The sequence below is a fragment of the Pantoea sp. E956-1 genome (genome assembly GCF_982223955.1).
On the sequence record NZ_CEUYZP010000013.1, the window covers coordinates 99,643 to 126,222 of the forward strand.

Annotated in this window: 27 protein-coding genes; 17 read left to right on the forward strand and 10 right to left on the reverse strand. The window is 55.7% G+C overall.

Going from position 1 to position 26,580, the window contains the following annotated elements:
• The first annotated feature begins 21 nt into the window (after positions 1 to 21).
• Both AC0T7J_RS22540 and AC0T7J_RS22545 read left to right on the forward strand, forming a co-directional pair.
• Complete coding sequence (locus AC0T7J_RS22540; protein ID WP_473797279.1) at positions 22 to 351, forward strand: DHCW motif cupin fold protein; 330 nt, start codon at positions 22 to 24, stop codon at positions 349 to 351.
• A gap of 210 nt (positions 352 to 561) precedes the next feature.
• A complete protein-coding gene (locus AC0T7J_RS22545; RefSeq protein ID WP_473797282.1) occupies positions 562 to 1,302 on the forward strand; it encodes a YoaK family protein in 741 nt (246 codons plus the stop codon).
• A gap of 46 nt (positions 1,303 to 1,348) precedes the next feature.
• Here the strand turns inward: AC0T7J_RS22545 and AC0T7J_RS22550 are convergent, their stop codons facing one another.
• Positions 1,349 to 2,074 (reverse strand): SDR family oxidoreductase, encoded by a 726-nt coding sequence (locus AC0T7J_RS22550; protein ID WP_473797285.1) that lies wholly within the window; start codon positions 2,072 to 2,074, stop codon positions 1,349 to 1,351.
• Between the two features lie 99 nt (positions 2,075 to 2,173).
• Here AC0T7J_RS22550 and AC0T7J_RS22555 point away from each other — a divergent pair, with 99 nt between their 5' ends.
• On the forward strand, positions 2,174 to 3,058 hold the full coding sequence (locus AC0T7J_RS22555) for a LysR family transcriptional regulator (protein WP_473797289.1): 885 nt from the start codon (positions 2,174 to 2,176) through the stop codon (positions 3,056 to 3,058).
• A gap of 22 nt (positions 3,059 to 3,080) precedes the next feature.
• Here AC0T7J_RS22555 and AC0T7J_RS22560 read toward each other — a convergent pair whose 3' ends face one another.
• Positions 3,081 to 3,476: a (R)-mandelonitrile lyase gene (locus AC0T7J_RS22560; protein WP_010246880.1), complete on the reverse strand. Its 396-nt coding sequence runs from the start codon at positions 3,474 to 3,476 to the stop codon at positions 3,081 to 3,083.
• A gap of 116 nt (positions 3,477 to 3,592) precedes the next feature.
• A complete protein-coding gene (locus AC0T7J_RS22565) occupies positions 3,593 to 4,609 on the reverse strand; it encodes a substrate-binding domain-containing protein (RefSeq protein WP_473797293.1) in 1,017 nt (338 codons plus the stop codon).
• Positions 4,610 to 5,034: 425 nt separating this feature from the next.
• Between AC0T7J_RS22565 and AC0T7J_RS22570 the strand changes: the two genes are divergently transcribed.
• Positions 5,035 to 5,229 carry a hypothetical protein gene (locus tag AC0T7J_RS22570; RefSeq protein ID WP_010246886.1) on the forward strand — a complete coding sequence of 65 codons (195 nt, stop codon included), beginning with the start codon at positions 5,035 to 5,037 and terminating at the stop codon, positions 5,227 to 5,229.
• A gap of 469 nt (positions 5,230 to 5,698) precedes the next feature.
• On the opposite strand, the gene AC0T7J_RS22575 is transcribed toward AC0T7J_RS22570, so the two are convergent.
• The 4 genes from AC0T7J_RS22575 to AC0T7J_RS22590 form a co-directional block, all read right to left on the reverse strand.
• Positions 5,699 to 5,953 (reverse strand): biofilm/acid-resistance regulator YmgB/AriR, encoded by a 255-nt coding sequence (locus AC0T7J_RS22575; RefSeq protein ID WP_010246887.1) that lies wholly within the window; start codon positions 5,951 to 5,953, stop codon positions 5,699 to 5,701.
• Between the two features lie 157 nt (positions 5,954 to 6,110).
• Entirely contained in the window at positions 6,111 to 6,404 is a 294-nt protein-coding gene (locus tag AC0T7J_RS22580; protein WP_473797296.1) for a hypothetical protein, read from the reverse strand.
• A 172-nt stretch (positions 6,405 to 6,576) separates the two neighbouring features.
• The gene (gene ycgZ / locus AC0T7J_RS22585; RefSeq protein ID WP_473797299.1) at positions 6,577 to 6,822 is read right to left on the reverse strand and encodes a regulatory protein YcgZ; all 246 of its coding nucleotides are present in this window, start codon (positions 6,820 to 6,822) and stop codon (positions 6,577 to 6,579) included.
• Between the two features lie 247 nt (positions 6,823 to 7,069).
• Positions 7,070 to 7,363, reverse strand: coding sequence for a hypothetical protein (locus AC0T7J_RS22590; protein ID WP_473797302.1), 294 nt, complete (start codon positions 7,361 to 7,363; stop codon positions 7,070 to 7,072).
• A gap of 458 nt (positions 7,364 to 7,821) precedes the next feature.
• Here AC0T7J_RS22590 and AC0T7J_RS22595 point away from each other — a divergent pair, with 458 nt between their 5' ends.
• The 4 genes from AC0T7J_RS22595 to AC0T7J_RS22610 are packed head-to-tail and all read left to right on the forward strand — an operon-like array spanning position 7,822 to position 11,250.
• Complete coding sequence (locus AC0T7J_RS22595; protein WP_473797305.1) at positions 7,822 to 8,736, forward strand: metal ABC transporter substrate-binding protein; 915 nt, start codon at positions 7,822 to 7,824, stop codon at positions 8,734 to 8,736.
• Positions 8,733 to 9,548: a manganese/iron ABC transporter ATP-binding protein gene (locus AC0T7J_RS22600; protein WP_473797307.1), complete on the forward strand. Its 816-nt coding sequence runs from the start codon at positions 8,733 to 8,735 to the stop codon at positions 9,546 to 9,548. The genes AC0T7J_RS22595 and AC0T7J_RS22600 overlap by 4 nt, the downstream gene beginning before the upstream one ends.
• Positions 9,549 to 9,550: 2 nt before the next feature.
• Positions 9,551 to 10,411, forward strand: a complete 861-nt coding sequence (sitC, locus tag AC0T7J_RS22605) for an iron/manganese ABC transporter permease subunit SitC (RefSeq protein WP_473797310.1) — start codon at positions 9,551 to 9,553, stop codon at positions 10,409 to 10,411.
• Positions 10,411 to 11,250: a metal ABC transporter permease gene (locus AC0T7J_RS22610; protein ID WP_473797313.1), complete on the forward strand. Its 840-nt coding sequence runs from the start codon at positions 10,411 to 10,413 to the stop codon at positions 11,248 to 11,250. The genes sitC and AC0T7J_RS22610 overlap by 1 nt, the downstream gene beginning before the upstream one ends.
• Positions 11,251 to 11,270: 20 nt before the next feature.
• Here the strand turns inward: AC0T7J_RS22610 and AC0T7J_RS22615 are convergent, their stop codons facing one another.
• Positions 11,271 to 12,164, reverse strand: coding sequence for a LysR family transcriptional regulator (locus AC0T7J_RS22615; protein WP_473797316.1), 894 nt, complete (start codon positions 12,162 to 12,164; stop codon positions 11,271 to 11,273).
• Positions 12,165 to 12,601: 437 nt separating this feature from the next.
• On the opposite strand from AC0T7J_RS22615, the gene AC0T7J_RS22620 reads away from it, so the two are divergent.
• The 5 genes from AC0T7J_RS22620 to AC0T7J_RS22640 all read left to right on the forward strand — a co-directional run bounded on the left by AC0T7J_RS22620 (position 12,602) and on the right by AC0T7J_RS22640 (position 18,102).
• Positions 12,602 to 13,090, forward strand: coding sequence for a (2Fe-2S)-binding protein (locus AC0T7J_RS22620; protein WP_473797318.1), 489 nt, complete (start codon positions 12,602 to 12,604; stop codon positions 13,088 to 13,090).
• Complete coding sequence (locus tag AC0T7J_RS22625) at positions 13,087 to 14,079, forward strand: FAD binding domain-containing protein (RefSeq protein ID WP_473797321.1); 993 nt, start codon at positions 13,087 to 13,089, stop codon at positions 14,077 to 14,079. Before AC0T7J_RS22620 ends, AC0T7J_RS22625 begins: the two co-directional genes overlap by 4 nt.
• Positions 14,076 to 16,460 carry a xanthine dehydrogenase family protein molybdopterin-binding subunit gene (locus tag AC0T7J_RS22630; RefSeq protein WP_473797324.1) on the forward strand — a complete coding sequence of 795 codons (2,385 nt, stop codon included), beginning with the start codon at positions 14,076 to 14,078 and terminating at the stop codon, positions 16,458 to 16,460. Before AC0T7J_RS22625 ends, AC0T7J_RS22630 begins: the two co-directional genes overlap by 4 nt.
• Positions 16,461 to 16,555: 95 nt before the next feature.
• Positions 16,556 to 17,122, forward strand: coding sequence for a nucleotidyltransferase family protein (locus tag AC0T7J_RS22635; RefSeq protein ID WP_473797327.1), 567 nt, complete (start codon positions 16,556 to 16,558; stop codon positions 17,120 to 17,122).
• Entirely contained in the window at positions 17,119 to 18,102 is a 984-nt protein-coding gene (locus AC0T7J_RS22640; protein WP_473797328.1) for an XdhC family protein, read from the forward strand. The genes AC0T7J_RS22635 and AC0T7J_RS22640 overlap by 4 nt, the downstream gene beginning before the upstream one ends.
• Here AC0T7J_RS22640 and AC0T7J_RS22645 read toward each other — a convergent pair.
• A complete protein-coding gene (locus AC0T7J_RS22645; protein WP_473797405.1) occupies positions 18,091 to 19,185 on the reverse strand; it encodes an ABC transporter substrate-binding protein in 1,095 nt (364 codons plus the stop codon). The genes AC0T7J_RS22640 and AC0T7J_RS22645 overlap by 12 nt on opposite strands.
• A gap of 34 nt (positions 19,186 to 19,219) precedes the next feature.
• Complete coding sequence (locus AC0T7J_RS22650; RefSeq protein ID WP_473797331.1) at positions 19,220 to 21,340, reverse strand: TonB-dependent siderophore receptor; 2,121 nt, start codon at positions 21,338 to 21,340, stop codon at positions 19,220 to 19,222.
• A gap of 473 nt (positions 21,341 to 21,813) precedes the next feature.
• Between AC0T7J_RS22650 and AC0T7J_RS22655 the strand changes: the two genes are divergently transcribed.
• From AC0T7J_RS22655 to rluF, 4 genes are all read left to right on the forward strand, one after another.
• Complete coding sequence (locus tag AC0T7J_RS22655; protein WP_069026841.1) at positions 21,814 to 22,704, forward strand: MurR/RpiR family transcriptional regulator; 891 nt, start codon at positions 21,814 to 21,816, stop codon at positions 22,702 to 22,704.
• Between the two features lie 204 nt (positions 22,705 to 22,908).
• Complete coding sequence (locus AC0T7J_RS22660) at positions 22,909 to 24,882, forward strand: autotransporter outer membrane beta-barrel domain-containing protein (RefSeq protein ID WP_473797335.1); 1,974 nt, start codon at positions 22,909 to 22,911, stop codon at positions 24,880 to 24,882.
• A gap of 234 nt (positions 24,883 to 25,116) precedes the next feature.
• Positions 25,117 to 25,587 carry a GNAT family N-acetyltransferase gene (locus AC0T7J_RS22665; RefSeq protein WP_473797338.1) on the forward strand — a complete coding sequence of 157 codons (471 nt, stop codon included), beginning with the start codon at positions 25,117 to 25,119 and terminating at the stop codon, positions 25,585 to 25,587.
• Positions 25,588 to 25,690: 103 nt separating this feature from the next.
• Positions 25,691 to 26,569, forward strand: coding sequence for a 23S rRNA pseudouridine(2604) synthase RluF (gene rluF, locus AC0T7J_RS22670; protein ID WP_473797340.1), 879 nt, complete (start codon positions 25,691 to 25,693; stop codon positions 26,567 to 26,569).
• Positions 26,570 to 26,580 lie beyond the last annotated feature (11 nt).

Consider the following 26,580-nt stretch of genomic DNA (forward strand, 5'->3'; position numbering starts at 1 on the left):
ACTTAACCACAAGGAAATCGCATGAAAATTGAAAATCTGCCGTTTGGCCTGACTCAGTGGGATCAGATTGAAGAGACGATTCATCCCGGCGACCAGGGACAGGCGACCTGGCGAACCGTGACGTTTAATGATATCCGGGTGCGGATGGTCGACTATTCACCAGGCTATGTCGCCGATCACTGGTGCACAAAGGGCCATATTTTGCTGTGCATGGCGGGTGAATTGCATACTGAACTGGAAGATGGTCGCCGTTTCGTGCTGACACCGGGCGTCAGCTATCAGGTGGCGGACGATGCCGAACCACATCGCTCCTTTACGTCTACCGGCGCGCAACTCTTTATCGTTGACTGAGACCACTGTCAGCACCTTGGGTGGTCGCTCGCTGGTGAATCATCGCGTTATTGACACTTTTAAAAGTAAACTGAATCAGCTTTATAAAAATCAGCAAAATTAATGGCTTATTTCATCAGAGTTATCTGGTTCTGACAGGAATAATTCCCATCAGGCTGTATGCTTGGAGCCTTATAAGAACGTTTGCATTCACCTGAGGTGGGGAAACCTGTGCTGATTAAAAAGAAGAAAGTTCGTTCACATACCGAAGATCGACTGCTGGCGCTGGTGCTCGCTACCACCGCCGGCATCCTTAATGCCATGGCGCTGGGCGCGTTTGGATTTTTCCCATCGCATATGACCGGTAACACGTCGCAGATCTCCCAGGAAGTGACCACCAGCGACCTCCATACCATGCTGTTTTTAATGGCACTGATTATTGCCTTTGTGCTGGGCTGTACCGTTGCCCGGCTGGCGGTGGTGGTGGGGATCAGACATAAGTTACGCACGATATTCTGTCTGATTATTCTGACGGAAGGGGCGGCGCTGACGGCGGCATCGGTCTTTGAGATCGTCTTCTACCGGCCAAGTTTTAACGGGGAAGTGCTATTGATGCTGGGCTTTTTAATGGGGATTCATAATGCGACCTCAACGCAGCTCTCCAATGGCCGCGTCAGATCGACCCACATTACCGGCACGCTGACCGATGCGGGTATTGCGCTGGGTTCGTGGATCTTTGCTCACACGTCCCACGCCGTGCATCTTGAAACCGACGATCGCCGCTTTTTCCAGAAGGTTCTGCACACCCATCTGACTACCGTATTTTCATTCCTGAGCGGCTGTATTGCAGGTCTCCTGCTGTTTAAAGTCTATGGCTTTAATGCCATGGTTGGGCTGGGGATCGTTCTGATGCTGGTGGCACTGACGGCCATCGCCATTACCGTGCAGCGTACCCGCAGAAGCCTTTACTGACAGTAAAATCTTCCGCCCGATGCACAGAGCGCATCGGGCGGTTTGCTTACTGCTGCGTTCGGGTTGGCCGCACCACAATTTCGTTCACATCCACCTCTTCAGGCTGCTCAATGGCATAGCGCACGGCGCGCCCAATGGCGTCTGGCTGCAATGCGATAGCGCGATAGTGTTGCATCGCCCCGGCGGCTGCGGGATCGGTAATGGTTGATGCCAGCTCGCTTTCCACCACACCAGGATGAACACAGGTCACCCGCAGCTGGCTGTTCTCCTGACGTAATCCGTCGGAAATCGCCCGCACTGCAAACTTGGTGGCGCAGTAGACAGCCGCGGTGGGCGACACGGCCAGCGCACCTATCGACGCGATGTTGATGATGTGACCACGCTGGTGAGTCAGCATGGTCGGCAACACTGACGCAATGCCATACAGCACCCCTTTGATGTTTACATCGATCATCTGTTCCCACTCTTCCACCCTCAGCGATGCCATCGGAGACAAGGGCATAATACCGGCGTTATTAATCATCACATCCACCCGGCCCCATCTCTCCAGCGCATACTCAACGAACTGCGTCACCTCTTCGCGGCGCGTGACATCAAGCGCTTTAATCGCCACCTCTGCACCATTGATTTGCAGCTCTTCAGCCAGCGCGGCCAGGCGGCTTTCCCGCCGCGCACCCAGCAGCAGAATGGCATCTGCTTTCGCCAGTTCGCGTGCAATGCCTGCACCGATGCCGCTTGAGGCGCCGGTAATTAAAATCACTTTCTGAGTCATCTTGTTTCTCCAGTCAGGTTGTCACTGGCGATCATACGGCGGCTGGATTATAAAGATAATCCACCAAACACTTTACGCACTGGTAACTGAATCTGACCAATGAATGCCGATAAAAATGCTCTCGAAGTTTTTGTGATTGTGGCGCAGACGCGTAATTTCCGGCTGGCCGCAGAACAATTGGGTGTGACGCGGCCGGCGATCAGCCAGAGTCTGCGACGTCTGGAAGACCGGCTTAATATCACGCTGATGCAGCGCACCACACGCTCGGTTCAGCTGACAGAAGCCGGACAGCGGCTCTATGCCGAAGTGGCGCCGGCGATTAATCAGCTCAATCGCGCCGTGACCGATATTGCCGAACTGGCTGCGGAACCCCGGGGCCAGCTGCGGCTGGCGATCTCCTCGATTGCAGAGCGAATGCTGGGGGGAGAACTGCTGGCGAGCTTTATTACTGCTTACCCGCAGGTTGAGCTGGAGATCACCGTCACCGATGAGGAGTTTGATATTGTCGGACAGGGCTATGACGCGGGCGTGCGGCTGGGGGAGGTGATTGCTCAGGATATGATTGCGGTGCCGGTGTCCACCGCGCAGCGTCAGGTGGCAGTAGCGTCACCCGCCTATCTGGCGCGCGCAGGCACGCCGCAACATCCCGGGGATCTGGTCAATCATCGCTGCATCGGCTGGCGAAAAGGGCCTGGTCTGGCTCCATATCGCTGGGAGTTCGCAGAGCAGGGGCGCGAGTTTGATGTTGCCGTCAATCCACAACTCACCACCAACGATATGGGGGTGATGATTCGCACCGCCTGCGCCGGGGGCGGCATCAGCTTTGGCATGGAAGAAACCTTCCAGCCTTACATCGCACGTGGCGAACTGGTAACCCTGCTCGATGCATGGTTGCCCGTCTTTCCCGGCTTCTATCTCTATTTTCCCAGCCGCAAAAACCTGGCCCCCAAGCTGAGGGCGCTGATCGATCACGTCAGACTGTAGCGACAGAATGCCCGCTGCGGGTTTAACGCTGATACTGCTGATCGCTGACCTGCTCCAGCCAGTCCACTGGCGAGCCGTTCAGTGACTCAGCGATAGCAATATGCGTCATGGCGTTATCCGGCGTTGCCCCGTGCCAGTGCTTCACGTTTTCCGGGATCCAGACAATATCACCGGTGTTCATCACCTGAATGGCTTCACCCTCACACTGAATCCAGCCCTGGCCATGCGTGACTATCAGGGTTTGCCCGAGTGGATGGGTATGCCATGCGGTACGGGCACCGGGTTCAAACGTCACCGTTGCGCCACCCACTCGGGCGGGTTCGGTTGCCTGGAATGGCGCATCAATACGTACCGTGCCGGTAAAATATTCAGCAGGCCCTTTACGCGAAGGCAGCGATCCGTTGGCGATAATTTTCATGACTCACTCCTGTTGTTAACGTCTGATACGCAGTGTAACCGGCAAGCCAGAGAGTGATTAGCCCGCTCAGTCGGCAAACGGTTATGAGCCGGGTTCATTAATTGCCTGACAGTTTTTCAGGCTGTCATGTTGTAACGGGTGATGATGTTGATTTTGGAGTAGGGCGCGGCCGGTTCTGAGGCGGGCAAAAATCCATGAAACGCCAGCAGCGTTCTGAAGGCGTGCAGCGCATCAAGCTGTAAATTATGCTCGATCAAGGCATCAATTTTACCGGCCTGCAGCAGTGCACGATTTTCACGATCGAGATCGTGACCAATAAAAGCGTTAACCGTTCGTTTTTGTTCGGCAAAAGCGCGCAGTATGCCGGGATTGCCCCCACCGACGGTGTAGACCGCATCTGCATCCGGATGGCTCTGCAAAAACTGTGTTACCGACCGCTGCATTCGGGCGTCAATGCCATAACCGCCTGCCACCACGCTCACCTGATGCTGGGGCGCAAACTCCTGCATCGCTCGCTGAAACCCCTGAATTCTCTCCTGTTCGCCAATGAAATCGTGACTGCCGGTCACTGCCACAATATGCGAACGACTCACCCGCAGCCATTTAGACATCAGAAAAGCCGCCACTTTACCGGCATCAAAATTATCCATGCCGATATAGCGCAGGCGCGCGCTGCCGGGCAGGTCGCTCATCATGGTGACCACCGGAACGCGTTGTTTCAGCAGGGATTCAAGGGTGGGATTAAGTTCACCGGAACAGGCTGCCTTAAGAATGACGCCGTGACTATGCAACGCCTTTTTATTCAGCAGCGCGTTAATCGCCTCCGCAGTAAAATTCGCGCCGAAGTGGAAACGCAGCTGAAGTTTAAAGGCAGTAAAACTGGCAATCTGACTGCTGAACGCCTCACGGATCAGTGGCTGGAAGCGGTCAGGTGTATGCATGATGACGTCGAAGTAGATCGTTCTTCCCCTGGCGAGCCCCGCTTTTTGCATCAGCTCCAGGTCCGCTATCGCCTGCTGAATTCGGTGCTGGGTCGTGGCATGCACGTTGCCGCGCTGATGCAGGGCCCGGTCAATGGTTGCCAGACTGAGTCCCGACTGGGCCGCAATCTGTTTCAGAGTAAATTTAGCCATGTGCTGCTCGTGACACCAGAGGATGACGTTAGTTTTATCATACTGCTGGCCATTGTCTGATGATCATTTGAGGAAGGCTGGTCAGAACATATCAGGCCGGGAAAGTTGCCGCGCAGGTTATCGCAACAAACAGTGAGTTGTAAAAGTGTTTATAACACATTCAGCCGGGAGTCTGTTTCCCCGATATATAAATACCCGACTATCATCATACACGGGCAAAAATAGATTACAGCGGTTGCTACCCCCGTTTTGGCTATTTATAGCTTCAGGGCTGCACCGGGTGAAAATAAAGCCAGATAATATTCTGAGGCTGTATATTTAATAACCTTTCTGCCGCTTCGTTTATATTTCCCGCTTAACGTCTTTTTTGTTTTTTGGCTCCCGCTAATGATAGACTGTATATGCATACACCATCGGGAGGTCGTGTGAAGTACGACAACGATAATGAAATCCGTGCGCTGGTTGGTGCGGTAGTCAGTGATTTGATCAAGGCGGGAGAGCCGGTTCATTTTCACGACATTACGGACGCGCTGTTTCGCCTGAGCGAAGAGACGCGCGACAGCAGGCTGAAAGCATTGTGCCAGGAAGCGATAAGCTTTTTCACCCGCAAGATGCATTAAGGCTGATGTCGGGCGTTATCCCAGACTGTGACCAGATAGCTGCCCTGCTGCCTCTTTTCACCTCGGCGGGAATAAGAGACACTAAATCATGCAGGCAGACATTAAGCTGGTTTTTTCTGTGGTTCGGTCGTTTGTTTTTTATTCAGTGAGACGGTTGATGACTACATTAAAAATGTCAGTCAGATCCTTCTGTTGATTATTCAATATGGGTAGCGGACGTCAGATAAAGAAGTATGTCATTTCATTGGCAGATCTTATTAAGCCTGAATGATTATCATCAGGTATGCTTGCAAAAAAGCGTTATCGCCGGGATAAAATCCCTGACACATCATTAATCTGCAGAAGAATGGTTATATCGGATAATTTCTGTGTGGCATATCGGGTATACAGCGAAAGTGATGGAAAGTAACAAAAGCGGGCGGGGCAGGCAGGGGATCCTGCGTTACCAGAGGTAACGCAGGATGGCGTATCAGATGCCGGTATCGTCTGGCGTGCGGCCAACGACGATTTCCAGCGTTTTGCGTAACACATCCAGCCTGACAACATCTGAAGTGCATTCCAGTTCAGCGATCAGATAGAGGATGATCGCTTTATTGGTTACACGTCCCTGATCAGCAACAATGTCACGAATCACTGCGCCCAGCAGTTCAGTTTCCGGAGCAAGCTGATCGCCTGCGCTGCGGAAGTAGTCAATGATTGAAGAATCTGATGATGAATGCTGCATGATTTTTTCTCTGAGGAAAATGAGTCAGATGCAATGGTTGAAGTCAAAAACGAGTGTAGCCGCTGTTTTCGTTTTGCCCATCCTGCTTTAAAATTCTGTTCAGGTCTGCCGTTTCGCTTAAAATTAGCCGCATGTATCAGGTACGCAGTAGGCTCAATTAATGCTTTTTCGAACCCTCAGGCGGGCCATCACTGTTCATACGATGAGCCGTGTTATCACGTTCGGCGCCGTCACCCTGCACGCGTTTGCGTGCGGCAACCATGCCATTACGGACTTCAGTGATGGCTTTGCGGATCACTGACACTTTCATGTCGTCATCAGCATCAGCAGCCATCTGTTCGAGCTGTGCGATTAAGGCATTACTGGATACCGGTTTGTCTGACTTGAGTAATGTCAGAACGGCTTCGCCGATCATGACATCTGTCAGTTTCTCATCTTCACTTCTGTACATACTGGCTTCTCTGATTGCGAATCAATGGCCATGCTGCGGGTCCGTATGCGTCAGCGGGTGCGACTTAGCACACCTGATACGGGAAGCAGTACTGGGCTTATTACTACGTTAGATCTTCCTGGATGATGGCTGAAAGCAGGCGTCCTGAATAACGTACGACCGTGAGAGGGCACTACTCGTCGCGACGAAAAAGCATCGCAATGAGTTCATGCAGATGGCTCTCTTCTTCTGGCGTCGCAGCCAGTTCAAGACGACTTAACAGTTTGCTGCAAATCGTTTTCCGGCTAAGGGTATGACCAGCGCGCAGAATTTCCACTACAACCGAACCCAGCGTCTCCTGTTGCGACGGTGAGCTGGCCTGATTGAAGTAACGGGCAATATCGCTGATCGTTTCCGGGGCTTGTCCGTTCTGACGCATGTTGTTGTCCTCAGGTGGTTTAAATGTATGCACTCTGGATGCGCAAGTTATACATCTTTCCAAAACTTGTACAGAATTTTGGATTTTTGGATTAATTTTTTTTGTGCAAAAAATGCTATGGCTTTTAAAACAGGGTGTTACGAGGAGTTTGTAGAGAGGTAAAAATTGTACCAGATTCTTGTATCATTAACACTCCACCGACGCTCCGACCTGAATATTAAGGCCGGCGCGGAACGGCACATCCGGGTTAGTGTTTAAAGAAGATGTCATCAGCAGAGACGGGAGCCGCGGGCTCTTTGCCAAAAGTTTTGGAAAGCCAGTTCGCCGGAGCGGTGCTGCGAGAACCAATGGTTTTGAACCCCATCAGCCATTGAAGCGCATGCTGCATCTGCTCAAGGCGATTCTCATTAACTTCAGAGTTAGCCATGACCTTTAGCTCATTAATCAGCAATTCAACATTCACTTCCTGACCGGCATTAAACAGGTTCATTGCGGCTTCGCCAATGATGACATTCGCTTTTTCGTCGCTGGAAAAATACAAATTATCCTCCTGGGTGATTGCGGTAAGTAACATTAACTGTAGCAAAAAAATTTACGAAGCTTAATCAATTCAGCCTGGCAATAAGATTATTTTAATTGTTGCTCTGCTGTGCGTGTCAGGCGAGAGCCGCCAGATTACAGAACGCTGTTCAATTGATTGTACCGTCAGGATGGTCTCATTGTAACCCTGTTATCGCTTTTGCAGTTTACCCAGCTGGGTATAAGAAGGGCGTAAAACCCGGTTATAACTCTACCTCACGCTTTCCATAAACCGCCCATCATTGAAATTAACTTCTTATATATCAATAATTAAAACTATTCATTTACAAAACTTCACATTCGGCACCGGATGCTGAAAAAACTTCACAAGCCCGCGCTGTCACAAAGGTATAGCCTGTGCTATAAAAAATAGCCTATGCTAATTATGTTCTGTTTTTAATCACCTCTGGAGATCACCTTATGGTCCCGATAAGAAAAATAACCATCCTGCTACTGAGTGCGCTGCTGACAACCCTGATGGCGACCAGCAGCTATGCAGCAGAAAAATTTAAGGTCGTGACGACGTTTACGGTAATCGCTGACATGGTAAAGAACGTGGCGGGCGATGCGGCTGAAGTGACTTCCATTACCAAACCGGGTGCTGAAATACACGAATATCAGCCGACGCCCGGCGATATCAAACGTGCGCAGGGTGCGCAGTTAATTATGGCGAACGGGCTTAATCTCGAACGCTGGTTTGAGCGTTTTTATCAGCATCTGGATGGGGTACCTGAAGTGATTGTCTCTGCCGGGGTAAAACCGATTGGTATTGGCGAGGGGCCTTATAACGGTAAACCGAATCCGCACGCCTGGATGTCACCGGACAACGCACTGATCTATGTCGATAACATTCGCGATGCGCTGGTGAAATATGACCCGGCGCATGCGGAAACCTATCGTCAGAACGCAGCCGCCTATAAGCAAAAAATCACCACCGCGCTGGATCCGCTTCGCCAGCAGATTGCCGACATCCCGGAGGATAAACGCTGGATGGTGACCAGCGAAGGCGCATTCTCTTATCTGGCTCGCGACCTGGGCATGAAAGAACTCTACCTGTGGCCTGTAAATGCGGACCAGCAGGGCACGCCGCAACAGGTGAGAAAAGTGATCGACCAGGTGAAGAAAAATGCTATTCCGGCGGTGTTCAGTGAAAGTACTGTGTCGGATAAGCCAGCCCGTCAGGTCGCGCGGGAAACGGGTGCGCATTACGGTGGGGTGCTTTACGTCGACTCATTAAGCAACGCTCAGGGACCGGTGCCGACCTATCTGGATCTGCTCAGAGTCACTACCCAGACGCTGGCGCAGGGCATCAAAGCGGGAGAGAAAGCGCAATGACAGACACTATCGTTGTTTCCGATGTGACCGTGACCTATCGCAACGGTCACACCGCGTTGCATGATGCCAGCTTCAGCGTGCCGGGTGGATCGATTGCGGCGTTGGTGGGAGTGAATGGCTCCGGCAAGTCCACCCTGTTCAAAGCGCTGATGGGGTTTGTCCGGCTCGCCAGCGGCAGCATCTCGGTGCTCGGCATGCCAACCCGTGAAGCGCTGCGTCAGAGTCTGGTCGCTTATGTGCCGCAGTCGGAAGAAGTGGACTGGTCTTTTCCGGTGCTGGTGGACGATGTGGTGATGATGGGTCGCTACGGTCATATGGGCCTGCTGCGTCGACCCAAACCGCACGACCAGCAGATTGTCAGTGAGGCGCTGGCGCGGGTCGATATGCTGGATTACCGCCATCGTCAAATCGGTGAGCTCTCCGGCGGACAGAAGAAAAGGGTATTTCTGGCGCGCGCCATTGCCCAGCAGGGCAGCATTATCCTGCTGGATGAGCCGTTTACCGGCGTGGACGTTCAGACTGAGGCCAGAATCATCAGCCTGCTGGGTGAGCTGCGTGATGAAGGCAAGACCATGCTGGTCTCAACGCATAATCTGGGTTCGGTCACGGCGTTCTGCGATTACACCGTGATGGTCAAAGGCACCATTCTGGCCAGCGGCCCGACCCGTACCACCTTTACCGCGGCTAATCTTGAGCGCGCGTTCAGTGGGGTGCTGCGTCATGTGATGGTGAAAGGGCTGGACGATCAGATTATCACCGACGATGAGCGGCCTTTTATTGCGCCACGTACGGCACCTGAAGACGGGAACTGACCATGGAACTGTTACTGGAGCCTTTTGGTTATCACTACATGCTCAACGCGATGTGGGTCTCCGCCATGGTCGGCGGCCTGTGCGCGTTTCTCTCCTGCTATCTGATGCTCAAAGGCTGGTCGCTGATTGGCGATGCACTGTCGCACTCCATCGTGCCGGGCGTGGCGGGTGCTTACATGCTGGGACTGCCCTTTGCGCTGGGCGCGTTTCTCTCAGGCGGGCTGGCGGCGGGCAGTATGCTGTTACTCAATCAGCGCACCCGCTTAAAAGAAGATGCAATCATCGGCCTGATCTTCTCCTCCTTCTTTGGTCTGGGTCTGTTTATGGTGTCGCTCAATCCGACAGCGGTAAACATTCAGACCATTGTGCTCGGCAATATTCTGGCGATTGCACCTGCGGATATACTCCAGTTGGCGCTGATTGGCGGGCTGTCGATCTTCATTCTGCTGTTTAAGTGGAAGGATCTGATGGTCACCTTCTTTGATGAGAATCACGCGCGCGCCATCGGACTGCGCCCTGAACGACTGAAAGTTCTCTTCTTTACCCTGCTGGCAGTCTCAACCGTGGCGGCGCTGCAAACCGTCGGTGCATTTCTGGTGATCTGTCTGGTGGTGACGCCAGGCGCGACCGCCTGGATGCTCACCGATCGCTTCCCGCGTCTGCTGATGATTGCCGTAGCGATTGGCAGTATCACCAGTTTTCTCGGTGCGTGGGCGAGTTACTACCTGGATGGCGCAACGGGCGGCATCATCGTGGTGGCGCAGACGTTGCTGTTCCTGCTGGCGTTTGTCTTTGCGCCAAAACATGGCTTGCTGGCTAACCGGCGTCGTGGCCGCCATCGTCCCGTAAAGGAGCCTGGCTGATGTGGATTTTTGAACCTTTCCAGTTCGCTTTTATGAACAGCGCGTTGCTGATTGCGCTGGTGGTGGCGATCCCCTGTGCGTTGCTGTCGGTCTTTCTGGTGCTGAAAGGCTGGGCGCTGATGGGCGATGCCATGAGTCATGCGGTGTTCCCCGGCATCGTGCTCGCCTGGATGGCAGGGCTGCCGCTGGCTGTGGGCGCATTTGTTGCGGGTCTGTTCTGTGCCGTTGCCAGCGGATTTCTGCAGGACAACAGTCGCATCAAACAGGACACGGTGCTGGGGATCGTCTTTTCCGGCATGTTCGCGGTGGGATTGATCCTCTATATCGCCGTGAAACCTGAGGTGCATCTTGATCACATTCTGTTTGGTGACATGCTCGGCATTACAGGCGCTGACATTATTCAGACATCGCTTATCGCAGCGCTGATCGTCGTGGTCATTGCGGTGAAATGGCGTGATTTTATGCTGTTCAGTTTTGATCCGCAGCAGGCGCAGGTCTCTGGCTTACCCGCACGCTGGCTGCATTACGGGCTGCTCTGCATGGTCTCGCTGACCATTGTGGCGACGCTGAAAGCAGTGGGAATTATCCTGTCGATTTCCCTGCTGATCGCGCCCGGTGCTATCGCGGTTCTGCTCACCCGGCGTTTCTCTCATGCGCTGCTGGTGTCGGTCGTCGTGTCGGTGCTGGTGTCGCTAAGCGGCGTTTATCTCTCGTTCTTTATCGACAGCGCGCCAGCCCCCACGATCGTGGTGCTGTTTGCACTGGTGTTTATCGTGGCGATGGTGATTTCAGGCCGCAAAACCCGGCAACTGGAACGTCAGCGGCTTAATGCCAGCTGACTGGCTATCGCGACTGTAGCTCAGCCGCGATAGCGCACCGCATCAATCAAAAGCGCAAAGGCACTGGTGTGCTGCCTGCGGCTGGGATAGTAAAGATAATATCCCGGAAAAGGCTCACACCAGTCAGCCAGCACCTGAACCAGACGGCCACTTTTAAGGTGTTCCGCTACGCTATCCTGCGGTACATAGCAGATCCCCATCCCGCTCAGTGCCGCATCAATGCGCGACGCGAGATGATTAAAAACTAACTGACCCTGCGTTTTGACTCTGATCTCCTTGCCATCACGCATAAACTCCCAGTTATAAAGGCCACCCAGCGTGGGCAGCCGCAGGTTGATGCAGTTATGCTGCTGTAAATCATAGGGAGTCTCAGGTCTGCCGTGCTGATCAAAATAGCTGCTCGCTGCCACCACGCACATATTCCAGTCAGGCCCGATGCGCACCGCCACCATATCCTTTTCAACCTGCTCACCCAGCCTCACGCCCGCATCGAAACGGCCGCTGACAATATCGGTCAGGCTGTTATCCACCGACACTTCAACATTGACATCGGGGTAGCGTTGCAGAAAGGGTTTAAGCAGCGGCCAGAGTGTGGAGCTCAGCGCATGTTCGCCTGCGGTGATACGAATGGTGCCAGAGATTTTACCCTGGCTGTCAGCGACATTGACCAGCTCAGACTCGATTTCGCTGAACAGCGGGGCGAGGGTAGTGATAAGCCGCTCACCCGCTTCTGTCGGGGCAACGCTGCGTGTCGTGCGCGTTAGCAACCGGACGCTGAGACGCTCTTCAAGAGCGCGAATCGCGTGGCTCAGCGCCGACTGCGACACACCCAGCTTTGCCGCCACCCGGGTGAAACTGCGCTCTTCTGCCACCACCACCAGATAGATCAAATCGTTAAAATTTTCTTTCAGCATAGACCCTCTGACCTGTTTGATCGGTTATCTCTGCCGGAAAGGCCGATTTATCGACGTTACCTGCGGCTTCGCTTTCCGATCTGCTATGAAAACCAGGATAGCCTCTCAGGGGGCACACTTCACGGCAGAATTAATGAGGCGGATAGATAAACCTTATGAACGGCAGAGATAAACATACATTTAAATAAAGACAATAAAATCAATGCCATGAGAGGGATTTGAACATGCATTCAGCACGATTCAACTTACTCTGCGCTTCAGATAACGCTGACTTTTACCCGCATCTGCCACCAAATCCTCAAAAAGCTGCTAAACCTTAAAGCAGAGATACGCGCGTAAAGATTAGGGTTATCACAATTTTCCCCCGATTCGAACCCCGTCAGAAACAAACCTATAAAAAATTACATCTTTTAGCCCCCAACAATGGGAAGCAGACAATGTCGGAAAAAATATCGCTAACAATGCAGGTTAATGGCCAGTCGCAGCAGATGCAGGTCGATCCGCGCGTCACCCTGCTCGACGCGCTGCGTGAGCATCTTAACCTGACTGGCACCAAAAAAGGGTGCGATCAGGGGCAGTGCGGTGCCTGCACCGTGCTCATTAATGGTCAGCGGGTGCTGAGTTGCCTGACGCTGGCGGCCCAGGCGGACGGCGCTGAAGTGACCAGCATTGAAGGACTAGCCTCCACCGAAGGTGAACTGCACCCGGTGCAGCGCTGCTTTATGGAGAATGACGCCTTCCAGTGTGGCTACTGCACGCCGGGTCAGATTATGTCCGCAGTGGCCTGTATCAAAGAGGGCCACGCCGGTTCGGACGATGAGATCCGTGAATATATGAGCGGCAACCTTTGCCGCTGTGGAGCATATCCGCACATCGTCGATGCGATAAAACAGGCCGCAGCAGAGATGGCGAAGGAGTCCGTATGAATGAATTCAGCTGGAAAGTCGCGCAGTCGCCTGAGGAAGCCGCAACCCTTAAACAGCAGTCTGGCAGCCAGTTTCTGGCGGGTGGCACCACACAGCTCGATCTGATGAAGTGTGGGGTCTTCACGCCGCCGCAGCTCATCGGCATCAATGGATTGACCGGGCTTAAAAACCTGCAGTTTGACGACGATAAGATCACGGCCGGCGCGCTGGTCACCATGAGCCAGCTGGCCGATCATCCCGCCTGCCAGCAGAACGCGCCAGCCATCTATGGCAGTCTGTGGCAGGCCGCGTCACCACAGCTTCGTAATATGGCGACACTGGGCGGTAATTTACGCCAGCGTACCCGTTGCGCCTATTACCGTGACCCGGCGACCTTTTCCGCCTGCAACAAACGCAATCCGGGTTCCGGCTGTGCCGCGCGGGATGGCGTTAACAGCAATCATGCCATTCTGGGTGCCAGCGATAGCTGCATTGCAGTCTATCCCGGCGATCTGGCGGTGGCGCTGGTGGCGTTTGACGCCATCGTGGTCCTGCAGAATCAGCACGGCGAAATCCGCCGCATCGCGATTGATGATTTCTTCCTGCTGCCGGGTGACACACCTGACCGTGAGCACGATCTCCGCGATGACGAAATCATTGTGGCCATTGACGTGCCGCAAACCGAGTCACTGCGACATTCACACTACCTTAAAGTCCGTGACCGCAGCTCTTATGAGTTTGCTGCAGCCAGCGCGGCCGCAGGTTTCACGCTGGAGAACGGCGTGATGCGTCAGGTGCATATTGCCCTGGGCGGCGTCGCCACCAAACCCTGGCGGGTCAGGTCTGTGGAGCAGGCGCTGGAGGGCCAGCCGTTCAATGAAGAGACGGTCTTCCAGGCGGCAGAATTGATTACTCACGAGACGCAGGCGCTGACCCACAACGTCTACAAAGTAAAACTGGCGCCGCGTGTGATTGCACGTGCGCTGATGGCAGCAGGAGAAACCGCATGAGTGATGTAAATGACAAAGCGCGTCGGGAGTTACTGAAGGCGACGGCGGCGATCTCAGCAGCGGGCAGCCTGGGTCTGAGTATGCAAAGCGCCAGTGCCAGTGATACAGCCACGGTGGATCCTGAAACCACCGATCCGATTGAAGGGCTGGGTGCCGCTCGCTCGCGGGGTGACGGCAAAGTAAAAGTCACCGGTGAGGCGCGGTATGCGGTTGAACATCAGCCGGAAAATCCGCTTTATGGCGTGGTGATCCAGTCTACTGTTGCCAGCGGCCGTATCTGCCGGATGTCGACGGAAAAGGCGCAGCAGGCTTCGGGGGTGGTGGCGGTTTATACCCATCTGAATACCCTGAAAATTAACAAACCCACTGCGATTGCAGACGGCGGCGCGGCGCAGTCAACCTACACCCCGATTCAGGACGATGTGATTATTCACAACGGCCAGAACATCGGTCTGGTGGTGGCAGAGACGTTTGAGCAGGCGACGTATGCCGCCTCGCTGGTGGAGATCGACTATGAAACCTCGCCTGCACTGATTTTTGCCACCGATGAGGGTGTTGAACCGAAACCGGTATCGAAACAGGATATCGATATGGGCGATGCGCAGGCGGCGATGCAGCAGGCGGAAGTGCGTCTGAGCCAGCGCTATACCACGCCGCGCGAATACAACATGCCGATGGAGCCGCACGCCTGTGTCGCTGAGTGGCAGGATGGGCGCATTACCGTCTGGGAGCCGAGTCAGTGGGTGGCAGGCGCGCAGGTGGAAATCGCCGAGTGGATGGGCATTGACGTTGAAGATGTGCGGATTATTTCGCCGTATGTCGGCGGGGGATTTGGGTCAAAGCCGGTGCCTTACACCCACGTCGCGCTGGCCAGTGTGGCGTCGCGGGCGCTAAAGCGTCCGATCAAAGTATCGCTGACCCGACCGCAAACTTTTACCGGTCTGGGCGGACGTCCCGCCACCTCGCAGCAGCTGGAGCTGGGTGCCTCGCGTGACGGCAAGATCCAGGCAATTATCCAGCGCAGCTTCAGTGAAACGTCATTAATCGATGTGTTTGCTGAGAACTGCAGCAAAGTCACCGCCCGCATGTATGCGGTGGGTAACGTCTCCGCCCAGCATCAGGTCAGGCCAATCAATACTGTGACGCCAGGCTGGATGCGTGCGCCAGGCGAAAACCCCAGCGCCTTTGGTCTGGAGGTGGCGATGGATGAGATGGCTTATGCCCTGAATATCGATCCGCTGGAACTGCGTCTGCGCAACTGGGCAGACAAAGATTATCAGCTCGATCTGCCCTGGAGTTCGCGTCGGCTGAAAGAAGCCTATCAGAAAGGGGCTGAAGCCTTTGGCTGGGATAAGCGCATTATGACGCCCCGGTCGATGCGCGAAGGGCGTGAACTGATTGGCTGGGGCATGGCCTCCGGCACCTATCCGGTCAACAAACTGCCGGCTGAAGCAAAAATCATCCTGACGCCACAGGGTAAATTTGTGGTGCAGTGCGCCGGTGCGGATATCGGCACCGGAACCTACACCATCCTGGCGCAGACCGCTGCCGACATTCTGGGCGTCGCCTCCACCTCCATCGAGGTTCAGCTGGGTGATACCGAGCTGCCGCGTGCCGGTGTCGCAGGTGGATCGCAGCTGGCGGGCAACGTGACCGCGGCGGTGAACGATACCGCCAGACGAATGCGCGACCAGCTGCTGAAACTCGCCAGCGAGCTGCCACAGTCGCCACTGAATGGCACCCCGGCATCGCAGCTCACGCTGAAAGGCGACGGGGTTCAGCATAATCTGCGCAGCACTCTGGCGGTTTCCTTTGCCCGGCTGGCGACCCTGGCACCGGCGGAGAGTCTGACGGTGAAAGGCGGCACGTTCCCGGACGATCTGTCACAGAGCGAACGTGACAAGATGGTGCGCAACCTTAATGACATGAGCCGTCCTGAAAAATTCTCGGCCCACAGCTGGAGCGCGCAGTTTGTCGAAGTGCGGGTCGATGAAGATTTCGGCACTATCCGCGTCAAACGGATGGTGGCGGCGCTCGACAGCGGTCGTCTCTACAACCCTAAACTGGCGCGCAGCCAGTGGATTGGCGGCATGATCATGGGCGTCGGTCAGGCGCTGATGGAAGAGGGTATCGTCGATCCACGTAATGGACGGGTGATCAACAACAACCTGGCGGACTATCTGGTGCCGGTTAACGGAGACATCCCGAGCATTACCACCATCAATGTTGGCGAGCCCGATTTTGAGGCGACCACCATGGGCGGTAAAGCCGTGGGTGAGCTGGGTATCGTGGGCGTTGCGGCAGCGATCAGTAATGCGGTGTTCCATGCCACCGGCAAGCGGGTACGCGACTTACCGATTACTCTCGATAAGATTATCTGAGCCTGTTCCTGACCTGCTGCCAGCAGGTTGATGTGAGGATATGCGGGCGCGGGCTGAAACCTGCGCCCGTTTTTCACGCCAGGTGGAGAGAAAGAGTGAAGATAGCGTTGATTGTGCTGGCCGCCGGGCTGAGTCGCCGTTTTCGCCAGCAGGCGGGCGGGCATAAGCTGCTGGCCGACCTGAATGGCAAACCGGTGCTGCAACGCACGCTGGAGCAGGCTGCTGCCAGTGGTCTTGACCTGTTTGTGGTCACCCGCCCGGACGCCGCTGCGCTTAAGGCGCTCTGCACACAGGCTACCCTGGTGCTGTGTGACAGCGGCGGGCTGGGCGAATCGATCGCCGCAGGTGTCAATGCCAGTCGTGACTATGACGGCTGGCTGATTGCACTGGGTGATATGCCGTTTGTTACGCCTGAAAGTTACCGCGCCGTCAGCGCTGCGCTGGCTGACGCGCTGATCGTCAGACCGTGGATTGACGGCAGACCGGGCCATCCGGTGGGCTTTCAGCACCACTGCTACCCGATGCTGAGCAGGTTACAGGGCGATGCCGGGCCGCAGGCGGCGGTGAAGTCACTGGCCGTCCGGTTGCCGCTTCAGGATCGCGGCTGTTTGTGTGATATCGATCTCCCTGCTGATCTGCAGTTAATAAAGGAATTTTCATGATAACGCTGGATCAACGTGTGATTAATGCGGCACTGGGCAGCTACCAGGCGGGTCAGCAGGTCTGGCTCTGCACGGTGCTGCGCACCTATGGATCTTCGCCGCGCGCGCCTGGCACCCTGATGACGGTCAATGAAACGGGTGCCTGTTGCGGATCGCTGTCGGGCGGCTGCATTGAAGAGGACTTTCTGGCGCAGCTGGCGGCAGGAGCCTATCGCGCCAGCAGTCAGCGGGTGCGGTACGGTGAGGGCGGGATGCGTCCTGACGTCAGCCTGCCGTGCGGCGGCAGTCTGGAGATCGTCATTGAGTTTCTGCCGCCCGATGATGCCACGCTGGCGCTGCTGACGGCCATGCAGCGCGCGCTGAGCGGACAGCAGCCGATGGTGAAAATGATACGGCCCGGCGAACGTGCGCAGTGGGAAATGCTCGCCCCTGACAGGGTGTTGCCTGCGCTGGATGCCAGCGAGCAGCAGATGTTGCTGCCGGTTGGTGCGATACCGGAACTGCTGATCGCGGGCTACTCGACTGTGGCATATGAGTGCATCCGGCTCGGGCAGATGCTGGGTTTTCACGTGCGGGTCTGTGAGCACCGACCGGAGATGCTGACGGAGCTGGAGAGCCACTTCAGCGCTGCGGATAACGTGACGCTGGTGTCACAGCATCCGGCGCGCTGGCTGGAGCTGAACGGCGCGCATGCAGCAGTGGCGATTGTGGCACTGACCCACGATCCCCGCATTGATGACCTGACGATGATGGAGGCGATCGCGACACCCGCGTTCTATATCGGCATCATGGGCTCGGCGAAAAACAGCGAGAAACGTCGGGCGCGACTGCAACAGATCGCCGGAATGGATCGTGCCGAACTGGACCGCATCCATGCGCCCATCGGCCTGCCCATCGGCAGCAAAACCCCGGCGGAGATTGCGCTGTCGGTGATGGCCGATATTGTCCGGGTGAAAAATCGCGGGCTGTCAGCCGCCTGATCCTGGCGTCGCCTCCGGTGCGAGCCGATAGAGGTAGCTGCCCGAATAGGGGATCGGCAGGAAATCACGGAACAGCTGCCGCAATGTCTGTTCAGGATCGACATCGCGGAACAGTTGCGGGTAGAGCGTGGTGGCGAAGAATTCTGTCACCACCACGTGCCACGGACTGAGGTAAAAGTTGTGCCAGATTGCCCCGGCGTGACCGTCCCGCAATGCCGTCAGCTGCTTCAGCGCATTCTGCTGACCGGCCAGCGCCAGCAGGCTCTGCCGGGTCTGCGCTGTTGTGACGGCGGGGCCGAGTTTTAAGGCCCCCGCTTCATCGGCGCTGCCGGTGCCGGTGGCGAAGTAATAGTCCGGCTGTGCCGTAATCACACTCTCCTCACTCAGCCGCCCGAATACGCCTTTGATCTGCTGACTGGCGATGTTATCGCCCCCGGCAAAGCGCAACAGCTCACCCAGATTGCCCTTCACCGACGTCACGCAGCATTCACTGCGCCGCCCGAGATGCAGCTGCAACAGAACTTTAGGTTTAGCACCGTGATAGTCCGCCAGTCGGCTCTTAATGCGCTGCATGTGGCTGCGGTAAAAGCGATTAAACTCTGCAGCCCGCTGGGGCTGATTCAGCACCTCGCCCAGCAGCGTCATGCTGCGCTCGGTATTTTTCAGTAGTTCAACCCGCAGATCGATTTTCACCACCGGGATATGCGCCGCAGCCAGCATCTTCTCCAGCACTGCTCCGCTTTCACTGCCGCGCGCCAGCTGCGGCAGGATCACCAGGTCCGGTTTCAGTGCGATCACCTGTTCTGGATTCATGTCATTGACGCCATCCAGACCCAGAACCGGAATGTCGTCCATATGCGGAAACTTACTGGCAAAAATCTGCCAGGTCTGGGGATCATACTTTTTCAGGTCCTGTGGCCAGCCAGCGATATGCTGCAGCGGATTGCCGGGCGTCAGCAGCGCGACGCTGTAGAGCATCCGGCTTTCACCCAACACAATACGCTGCGGATGGTCGGGTACCTCTACCTCACGGCCGGTGATATCGGTCAGCGTGCGCGCGGTCGCGCCGGCGCTGACCAGCATCACGCTCAGCATTAATAACGCACAGCGCAGCGATTTAAAATTCAACACGGGCCTGTACCATCAGATTGCGGGTTTCACCTTCACGGACGCGCAGGTTGCCGCCGCTTGAACTGTAGTAGTGCTGGTTAAACAGGTTATTGATGTTCAGACGCAGCTGCGTTTTTTCACCGAACAGGTGGTTATTCCATGCCACGAAACTGTCTGCCACCACATAGTCGGGCAGGGTGAAGCTGTTATCGGGATCGCCCGCACGACTGCCGACATAGCGTGCGCCGCCGCCGAGCCGGAACGAGCCGGGCAGAGTGCTGATCTGCATCTCATGACTGAGATAGAGTGCACCGGCATGACGCGGCGCATTCTGCAGCCGATTGCCGTTGTTATCCGGATTAACCCGGTCATTAACGATTTCTGCCTGATCATAGCTGTAGTTCGCGCTCAAATCCCAGCCGGGTGAAATTTCGCCGTTCAACTCAAACTCAGCGCCGGTCGAGCGGGCTTTATCAATGGCCCGCGTGCTGCCATTAATATTTAGCGACATCGCTTTTTCGTCTATCCGATAGAGCGCGACGGTGGCGAACAGTTTCGGCGAGAGTTGCCATTTACTGCCAACTTCCCAGCTGGTGCCCTGTTCCGGTTTGCCGACATTGCCATCACCATCCACGTCGGTTGACGGCGTGAACGACTTGCTGACGCTGGTGTAGAAAGAGAGATCAGGTGTGAGTTTGTAGATCACCCCCGCCTGCGGCAGAAACTTATTCCCCTCATCATTCAGGGTTTCCACCTGCGGATTAAATCCGCGCGAGGCGCGCTGTTCATAATGCTGATAACGACCGCCCAGCACCACAATCCAGTCGGATGACAGAGAAATGCTGTCTTTGGCGTAGAGCGACCGGCTATGAATGCGGTTCAGGTTATTGGCGGCTGCGCTATTTTCCGTGCTGGCGTCCGTGACCGGTGACAGCAGGTCATATTCCGGCGTGAAATAGTTGAACTGGCGGTTGACCTTGCCCTGATACTGATGGGCACGATAAGTCTGGTTCATCTCATAGTCGGTGCCCACCACCAGCGCATGCTGCATACCCAGAATGTCGGGGTTACCCAGCAGATCCCAGCTCAGGTATTTGGTTTTGTGGTTAAACCCGCGGTTAGCATCGGCGCGACGTGTGACCACGCCGCTGCTGGCGTTCACCGCCGTCACGCGGACTTCATTGTTGTCATAGCGCCGCTGGTTCCAGCCCAAGGTTAACCGGGTGCGCCACTCATCATTAAACTGCCAGTCGTAATGGGCATTCAGCGTTTTATTGTGGCCCCAGGCGTGATTGGCTTTGTCATCCAGCCGATCTTTATAACCGATGTCGATTGGCTTGCCGTCGATAAAGGCCGTGCCGCGATCGTAGGGAATGTCATAGCGGTAGTCGGCATAGCTGATCAGAAAACTTGCCTGCTCGCCATACCATTGCAGAGAGGGTGCCAGCAGTGTGTGCTCTTCACTGCCAAAGTTGCGCCAGTAATCCTGATTCTGTTTTTCGGCGATCAGGCGGAAGGCGAAGCCGTTGCCCAGCGGGCCGGTGACATCCAGCGTGCCTGCACCGCCACCTTCACTGGCGTAACGTCCGCTGACGCTGGAGTGCCAGCTATATTGCGGCTTTTTGCTGACCACATTGATAATGCCACCCGGATTCTGAATGCCATAGAGCAGCGAGGAGGAGCCTTTCAGCACCTCAACACGCTCGGTCGTGGCATCGAAATTCAATCCCTGACTGCTGCGGATGCCATCCCGGTAGAGGGAGCCATCGGCATTGCTGCCAAATCCGCGTCGTACAAAGCCATCTTCAGTGCCCGCCAGCGTGTTCGCTTCGGTCACACCGCTGACAAAACGCATCGCATCCGCCAGTGAGCTTGCCTGGTAATCGTCCAGTTGCTGCTGCGTCACCACGCTGACAGACTGCGCCTCATCAAGCCGCGCGGTGGGCATTTTACTGGCGACGCTACTCTGAGTGGCGCTGTAATTTCCCTCTGAGCTGGCATCCGCGGTCACGGTCATATCCGGGGCGCTGTCGGTTGCTGCATTGACCTGTGGCAGCATGATGCTGCTGCAGATCGCCACGACCAGAGCGGGGTGCCGGGCCGGATATCGTGAGTCTTTGTTTTTCATTTTTCTTTTGGTGTCTGTTACTGACTGTTTCTGAAGCAAATACGCCCTGCATGACGGTCTGTCACTCAGGGCTTCCCTGGAGGTGGTCTGCAATATGCAGCGCTTTAAGCAGATGAGATTAGTTTCCGGCTTTCAGGGTTATTATGCCCCCCGGACGACAACCTTTCTCATCTGTAATTGAGAATCATTCAAACATCCGCTATTGTAGTAGTAAACATAATTTGAATGAAATTGACTACATTTTTGCCGTGTCGTTTATTGCTGCAAAAATGTTGGCTGGCATTTTTATTTTATTGAAAATAATGAATATATTATTAGAGAGAGGTGAGGCCGTTTGGTTAAATCCACATTTTATGCAGGTGAAATATCAAGCGGCAGGCCGTGTTTACTACATCTTCCGGCCCTGAAACCTATCCACTGAGCCAGGTTACCGATGAGCCTTTCACACCTTTAAACCCAGTTGCAGGTGCAGCATGAAACAAAACAGGCCCGTTAAAAACAGAGTGGATGTGGTGGCAGAGCGTCTTCGTGCCCGTGAAAAGCAGCTTTCACCCCGCCTGCTGGCAGTGGCGCGCTATATCGATCAACAGCGGGAAACGGTGCTGGAGAGCACCGCGATGGAGATCGCTGTGGCGAATCACACCTCTGATGCCACTGTAATCCGCGCGATTCAGGCGCTGGGCTTTAGCGGGCTGCGCGACCTCAAACAGTCACTTAAGGCCTGGTTTGGCCCGTCACTGACCTCTGAAGATAAGATGATCACCACCGTCAGTGAGGTGACCAGTGATGTGAACAGCGCCATCGACTTTGTGCTGGAGGGCCACCGGCACGCCTGTGAGGTGCTGTCGCAGCCGCAGAATCGGGTGGCGGTAGCGGATAGCGTGGCGCTGCTGGGCGAAGCGCGGCAGGTCGCTATTTTCGGCATCAACGCCTCTGGTATTCTGGCGGACTACAGCGTGCGGCTGCTCAACCGTATCGGTCTGCCTGCCTTTTCCCTTAACCGTGCCGGAATTGCGCTGGCAGAGCAGATGCTGGCGCTACAGCGTGGCGACGTGCTGATCATGATGGCGCAACAGTCGGCGCACCGGGAAGGGACAACCGTGGTGCGTGAAGCGAAGCGGCTGGATATACCGATAATTCTGCTGACCAACGCCACCGACTCTTTTTTCGCCCGCGAGGCGGATGTCGTAATTAATGTGCCGCGCGGCGGCGAGAAGGGACGCATTCCCCTGCACGGCACAATTATGGTCTGTCTGGAGATGCTGATCCTGTCGGTGGCCTCAACGCTGCCACAGCGCACCGTGAAGACGATGAAACGGTTACAGGATCTTAATCGCGGGCTGAAACCCGCCAGCAAAAAGTAGCCAGTGTAACGACGCCGTGGTGGGTTCCCGGTATTTCACCTGAACCGGCACGGCTGATCTTTAAGTCAAATTTCTCCGCTTTGCGAGCGCGATCGCGTATTTTCTGCCACCCCTTTCCTCAGCCGTCTACGCTTACAGCTTGCTGCGCCAGCCGGTGCGGTTCTTACTCATACTGACTTTCAATTGATTTGTGCGGAGCTGCTGATGAAACCCCTTCACGCGCAATACCTTTTCTGTTGTGCCACCCTGAGCCTGCTGTCGCCGCTGCCTGCGATGGCCTGGAGCGACCTCACCGTCTTTGGCGATAGCCTGAGTGATGGCGGGAACGTCGGGCGCTTTACCTATGATGGCGCGACCCATCCGCTCTATGACGAGATCGTAGCGCAGTCGCTGGGTGACACCCTGCGCCCTTCATCGCAGGGCGGAAGCAATTATGCCGAAGGTGGCGCCGTTGCGGTGCCTGCGATTAATCCATTGTTTAACACTCAGGATCAGCTTGATAGCTACCTTGCAGCGCGAGGCGGACGGGCTGATCCGGACGGCCTCTATATTCACTGGATTGGCGGCAATGATTTAGCGGCGGCGGCACTTGCCCCCCTCGCTGCCCGGCAGATAGTGGATAACAGCGCCAGTGCAGCGGCCTCACAGGTCAGCCGGTTGCTGGATGCCGGGGCCGGAACGGTGATTGTTCCGACGGTACCCAATGTAGGGGCAACGCCCGCCCTGCTGCAGGCGATTCTGCAGGTGCTTGGTCCAGCGGCACAACCTGCCACGGCGGCGCTGTTTCAGTCGCTGAGCACCACCACCACACCTGACCGTGCCGCAAGAGAGCAGGCGATTGAAACCGCACTTAACGAGGCAGCTGGTCAGGTCTCCTCGATCCCGCTAATCCGCGATGCCCTGGCGCAACAGCTGATTGCCGCCTGGCAGTTACTGAGTCAGGAGGCGGCGACACTCACCGACCGTTACAACCAGGCTGAAGAGCAGGGGCTGGTGGCCGCGCGCGGGAACATCGCACGGGTGGATATTAATGGCCTGTTTAATGAGGTGATTGATAGTCCGGGCCTGTATGGACTCACGAATACGGCCGGAATGGCCTGTCCGCCAGGTGTCTCGGCGATGGACTGCACCTCCTCGACGACAGGATTTTCGCAGTCACAGCAGTATCTGTTTGCAGACAGACTGCACCCCAGCCCGGCGGTCCATGCGCTGATCGCTGATTATATTCAGTCGGTGCTGAATGCACCGCTGCAGGTGGCTGCGCTGAGTCGGGCGCCGTCGATGCTGGTGGGCGATGCACACAATACGCTGGATGGACATCTGCAGCAGCAGCGTCAGCAGCCTGCTAACGCCGGAGAGTTTACGGTCTTCGGCGGTTATGCCGGACAGCAGCGTGATTTCCGCGGCGACAGCCTGCAGGATGGTGATGCCACCAGCGCCAGCGGCACCGTGGGTGTGGGCTATCAGCTGACCGATCACTGGCAGGCCGGTGCCATGCTCTCTACGACCTCGCAACGTCAGGATCCCTCGTCGCGCTTTGATTACCGTTTACGCGGCAATCTGGTGGCGCTCTGGAGTCAGTTGAATTATCTCGATCGGGGATGGATTAATGCGGACGCCCATTATGCGGATCTCAACTTTGATGATATTGAGCGTCAGATCAGGCTCGGACCGGCGACCCGCACGGAAAAGGGCAACAGCAACGGTAAGGTGCTGGGGATGCGGCTGCAGACCGGCTGGGATTTGCCGCTGGGTAGTTATGTTTCTACCGGCCCGGTGGCCAGCTATGCGCTCGATTACACCCAGGTCGATGGCTATAAAGAGGAGGGCAACAGCAGCACCTCAATGCGCTTTGGCGACCAGACGCTGCACTCTCAAATCGGCGCAGTGGGCTGGCGTATCGACACCAAAGATTTACTGATCAATCCCTGGGCGCAGGTCAGTTACAACCATCAGTTTGGTGACAGCGATTCGGCTGTCGCCGCCGGACTGAAATCGACCCGCACCGCCTTTACCCGCAGCAGCGATCCCAGTGATGATAACTGGATCGATATGGCTGTGGGTGCGAGCGTGCCGTTTGGCACCTCGGTGAATGCCTTTGCGGGCGTCTCGGCGGTAACAGGCAACAGCGACATGCATCAGGTGACATGGAACGTCGGGCTTAACGCCCGCTTTTAACCGATCTGTTTTGCGGAGTGAAAAGCAGGGTGAACATCGTCTGTCGCTATCTGAAAATAATAGCGGCGGGCGACGTTGCAGCAACACGGAAGCAGTCAGGTTGCCGATGCAGCAGTGTTTCACAACCCCGCGCGACCGCGGAGAAGCCCCCGCTGTCTGAACCCGACGGTATTCGCAGATAGCCGCAAAACGATGTGATAACGTAGCGGCTAAGTTCAGGAGCCGGAGGGCATCATGATTGTCAGACAGGCATCGCCCGAAGAGGCGCATACGTTATGGAATATCCGCAATCTGGCCATCCGTCACTGCTGCCAGCACGCCTATCCACCCGACGTGCTCGCCGCCTGGACGCCGGATCGGATGCCCGCCAGTTTTCCCGCGATGATCCGCGTGAATCCCTTCTTCGTGATTGATGGCCCGGACGGCGTGCCGGTTGCTATGGGATCGCTGGATCTCGCCGCCGCGAGCGTTGAAGCCATTTTTACGCTGCCCGGCTTTGCCGGACAGGGAATGGCGGGGCTGATCATCGATACCATTAAAGCGGAGGCGCTGCAGCGTGGCTATCGCCAGTTGACGCTCGAGTCAACGCCGAATGCCGTGAGCTTTTATCAGCAGCATGGCTTCCGGCAGCTGGGAGAAAGTCTTTATCCGTCAAAGCTGGCGGGTTGCGCGTTGCGCTGTATGGCGATGGCGATTGACCTGTAAATGCCGACAACTGTCAGGCTGGTGAAGCAGGGCAAAAGTTTCCCATGCAAAGACTTCGCAAGCTCCCGCCGGTAAGGTATAGTCCGCGTTTTTTGGAGGAATCATGCTGACTGGATCATCAACGCGTCTTAATAAATACATCAGCGAGAGCGGTATCTGCTCCCGTCGTGACGCCGATCGTTACATCGAGCAGGGCAACGTTTTCATTAACGGCAAACGCGCCTCTGTGGGCGCGCAGGTATTTGCAGGCGATGTGGTGAAGGTCAATGGTCAGCTTATCGAGCCGCGCGATGAAGACGATCTGGTGCTGATTGCCCTGAATAAGCCGGTGGGGATTATCACCACCATGGAAGAGGGCGAGCGCGATAACATCAGCGATTTCGTCAATCACAGCAAGCGCGTCTTCCCGATTGGCCGCCTCGATAAAGATTCTCAGGGGCTGATTTTCCTTACCAACCACGGTGATCTGGTCAACAAGATCCTGCGGGCCGGTAACAACCACGAAAAAGAGTATGTCGTTACGGTCGACAAGCCGATCACCGACGAGTTTATTGCCGGGATGAGCGCAGGCGTGCCGATGCTGGGCACAGTGACCAAAAAGTGCAAAGTGAAGAAAGAAGCGCCGTTTGTTTTCCGCATCACGCTGGTTCAGGGGCTGAATCGCCAGATCCGCCGCATGTGTAAGCATTTTGGCTTTGAAGTGACGAAGCTTGAGCGCACCCGCATCATGAACGTCAATCTCAAGGGATTGCCGCTGGGTGAATGGCGCGATCTCACTGACGACGAACTCGTTGAGCTGTTTAAACTGCTGGAGAACTCCTCTTCAGAAGATAAACCTGCGAAGAAAGCTAAAGCCCCGGCGAAACCGGCCGCCGCCAAAAAACCGCAGAAGAGTGCGGCGAAACCCGCTGAAAAAGCGGATGCTAACGGTGCCTCGCGCAAGCGTTTTGTCCAGCCGGGACGTAAGAAAAAAGGGCGCTAAGATGGCCCGAT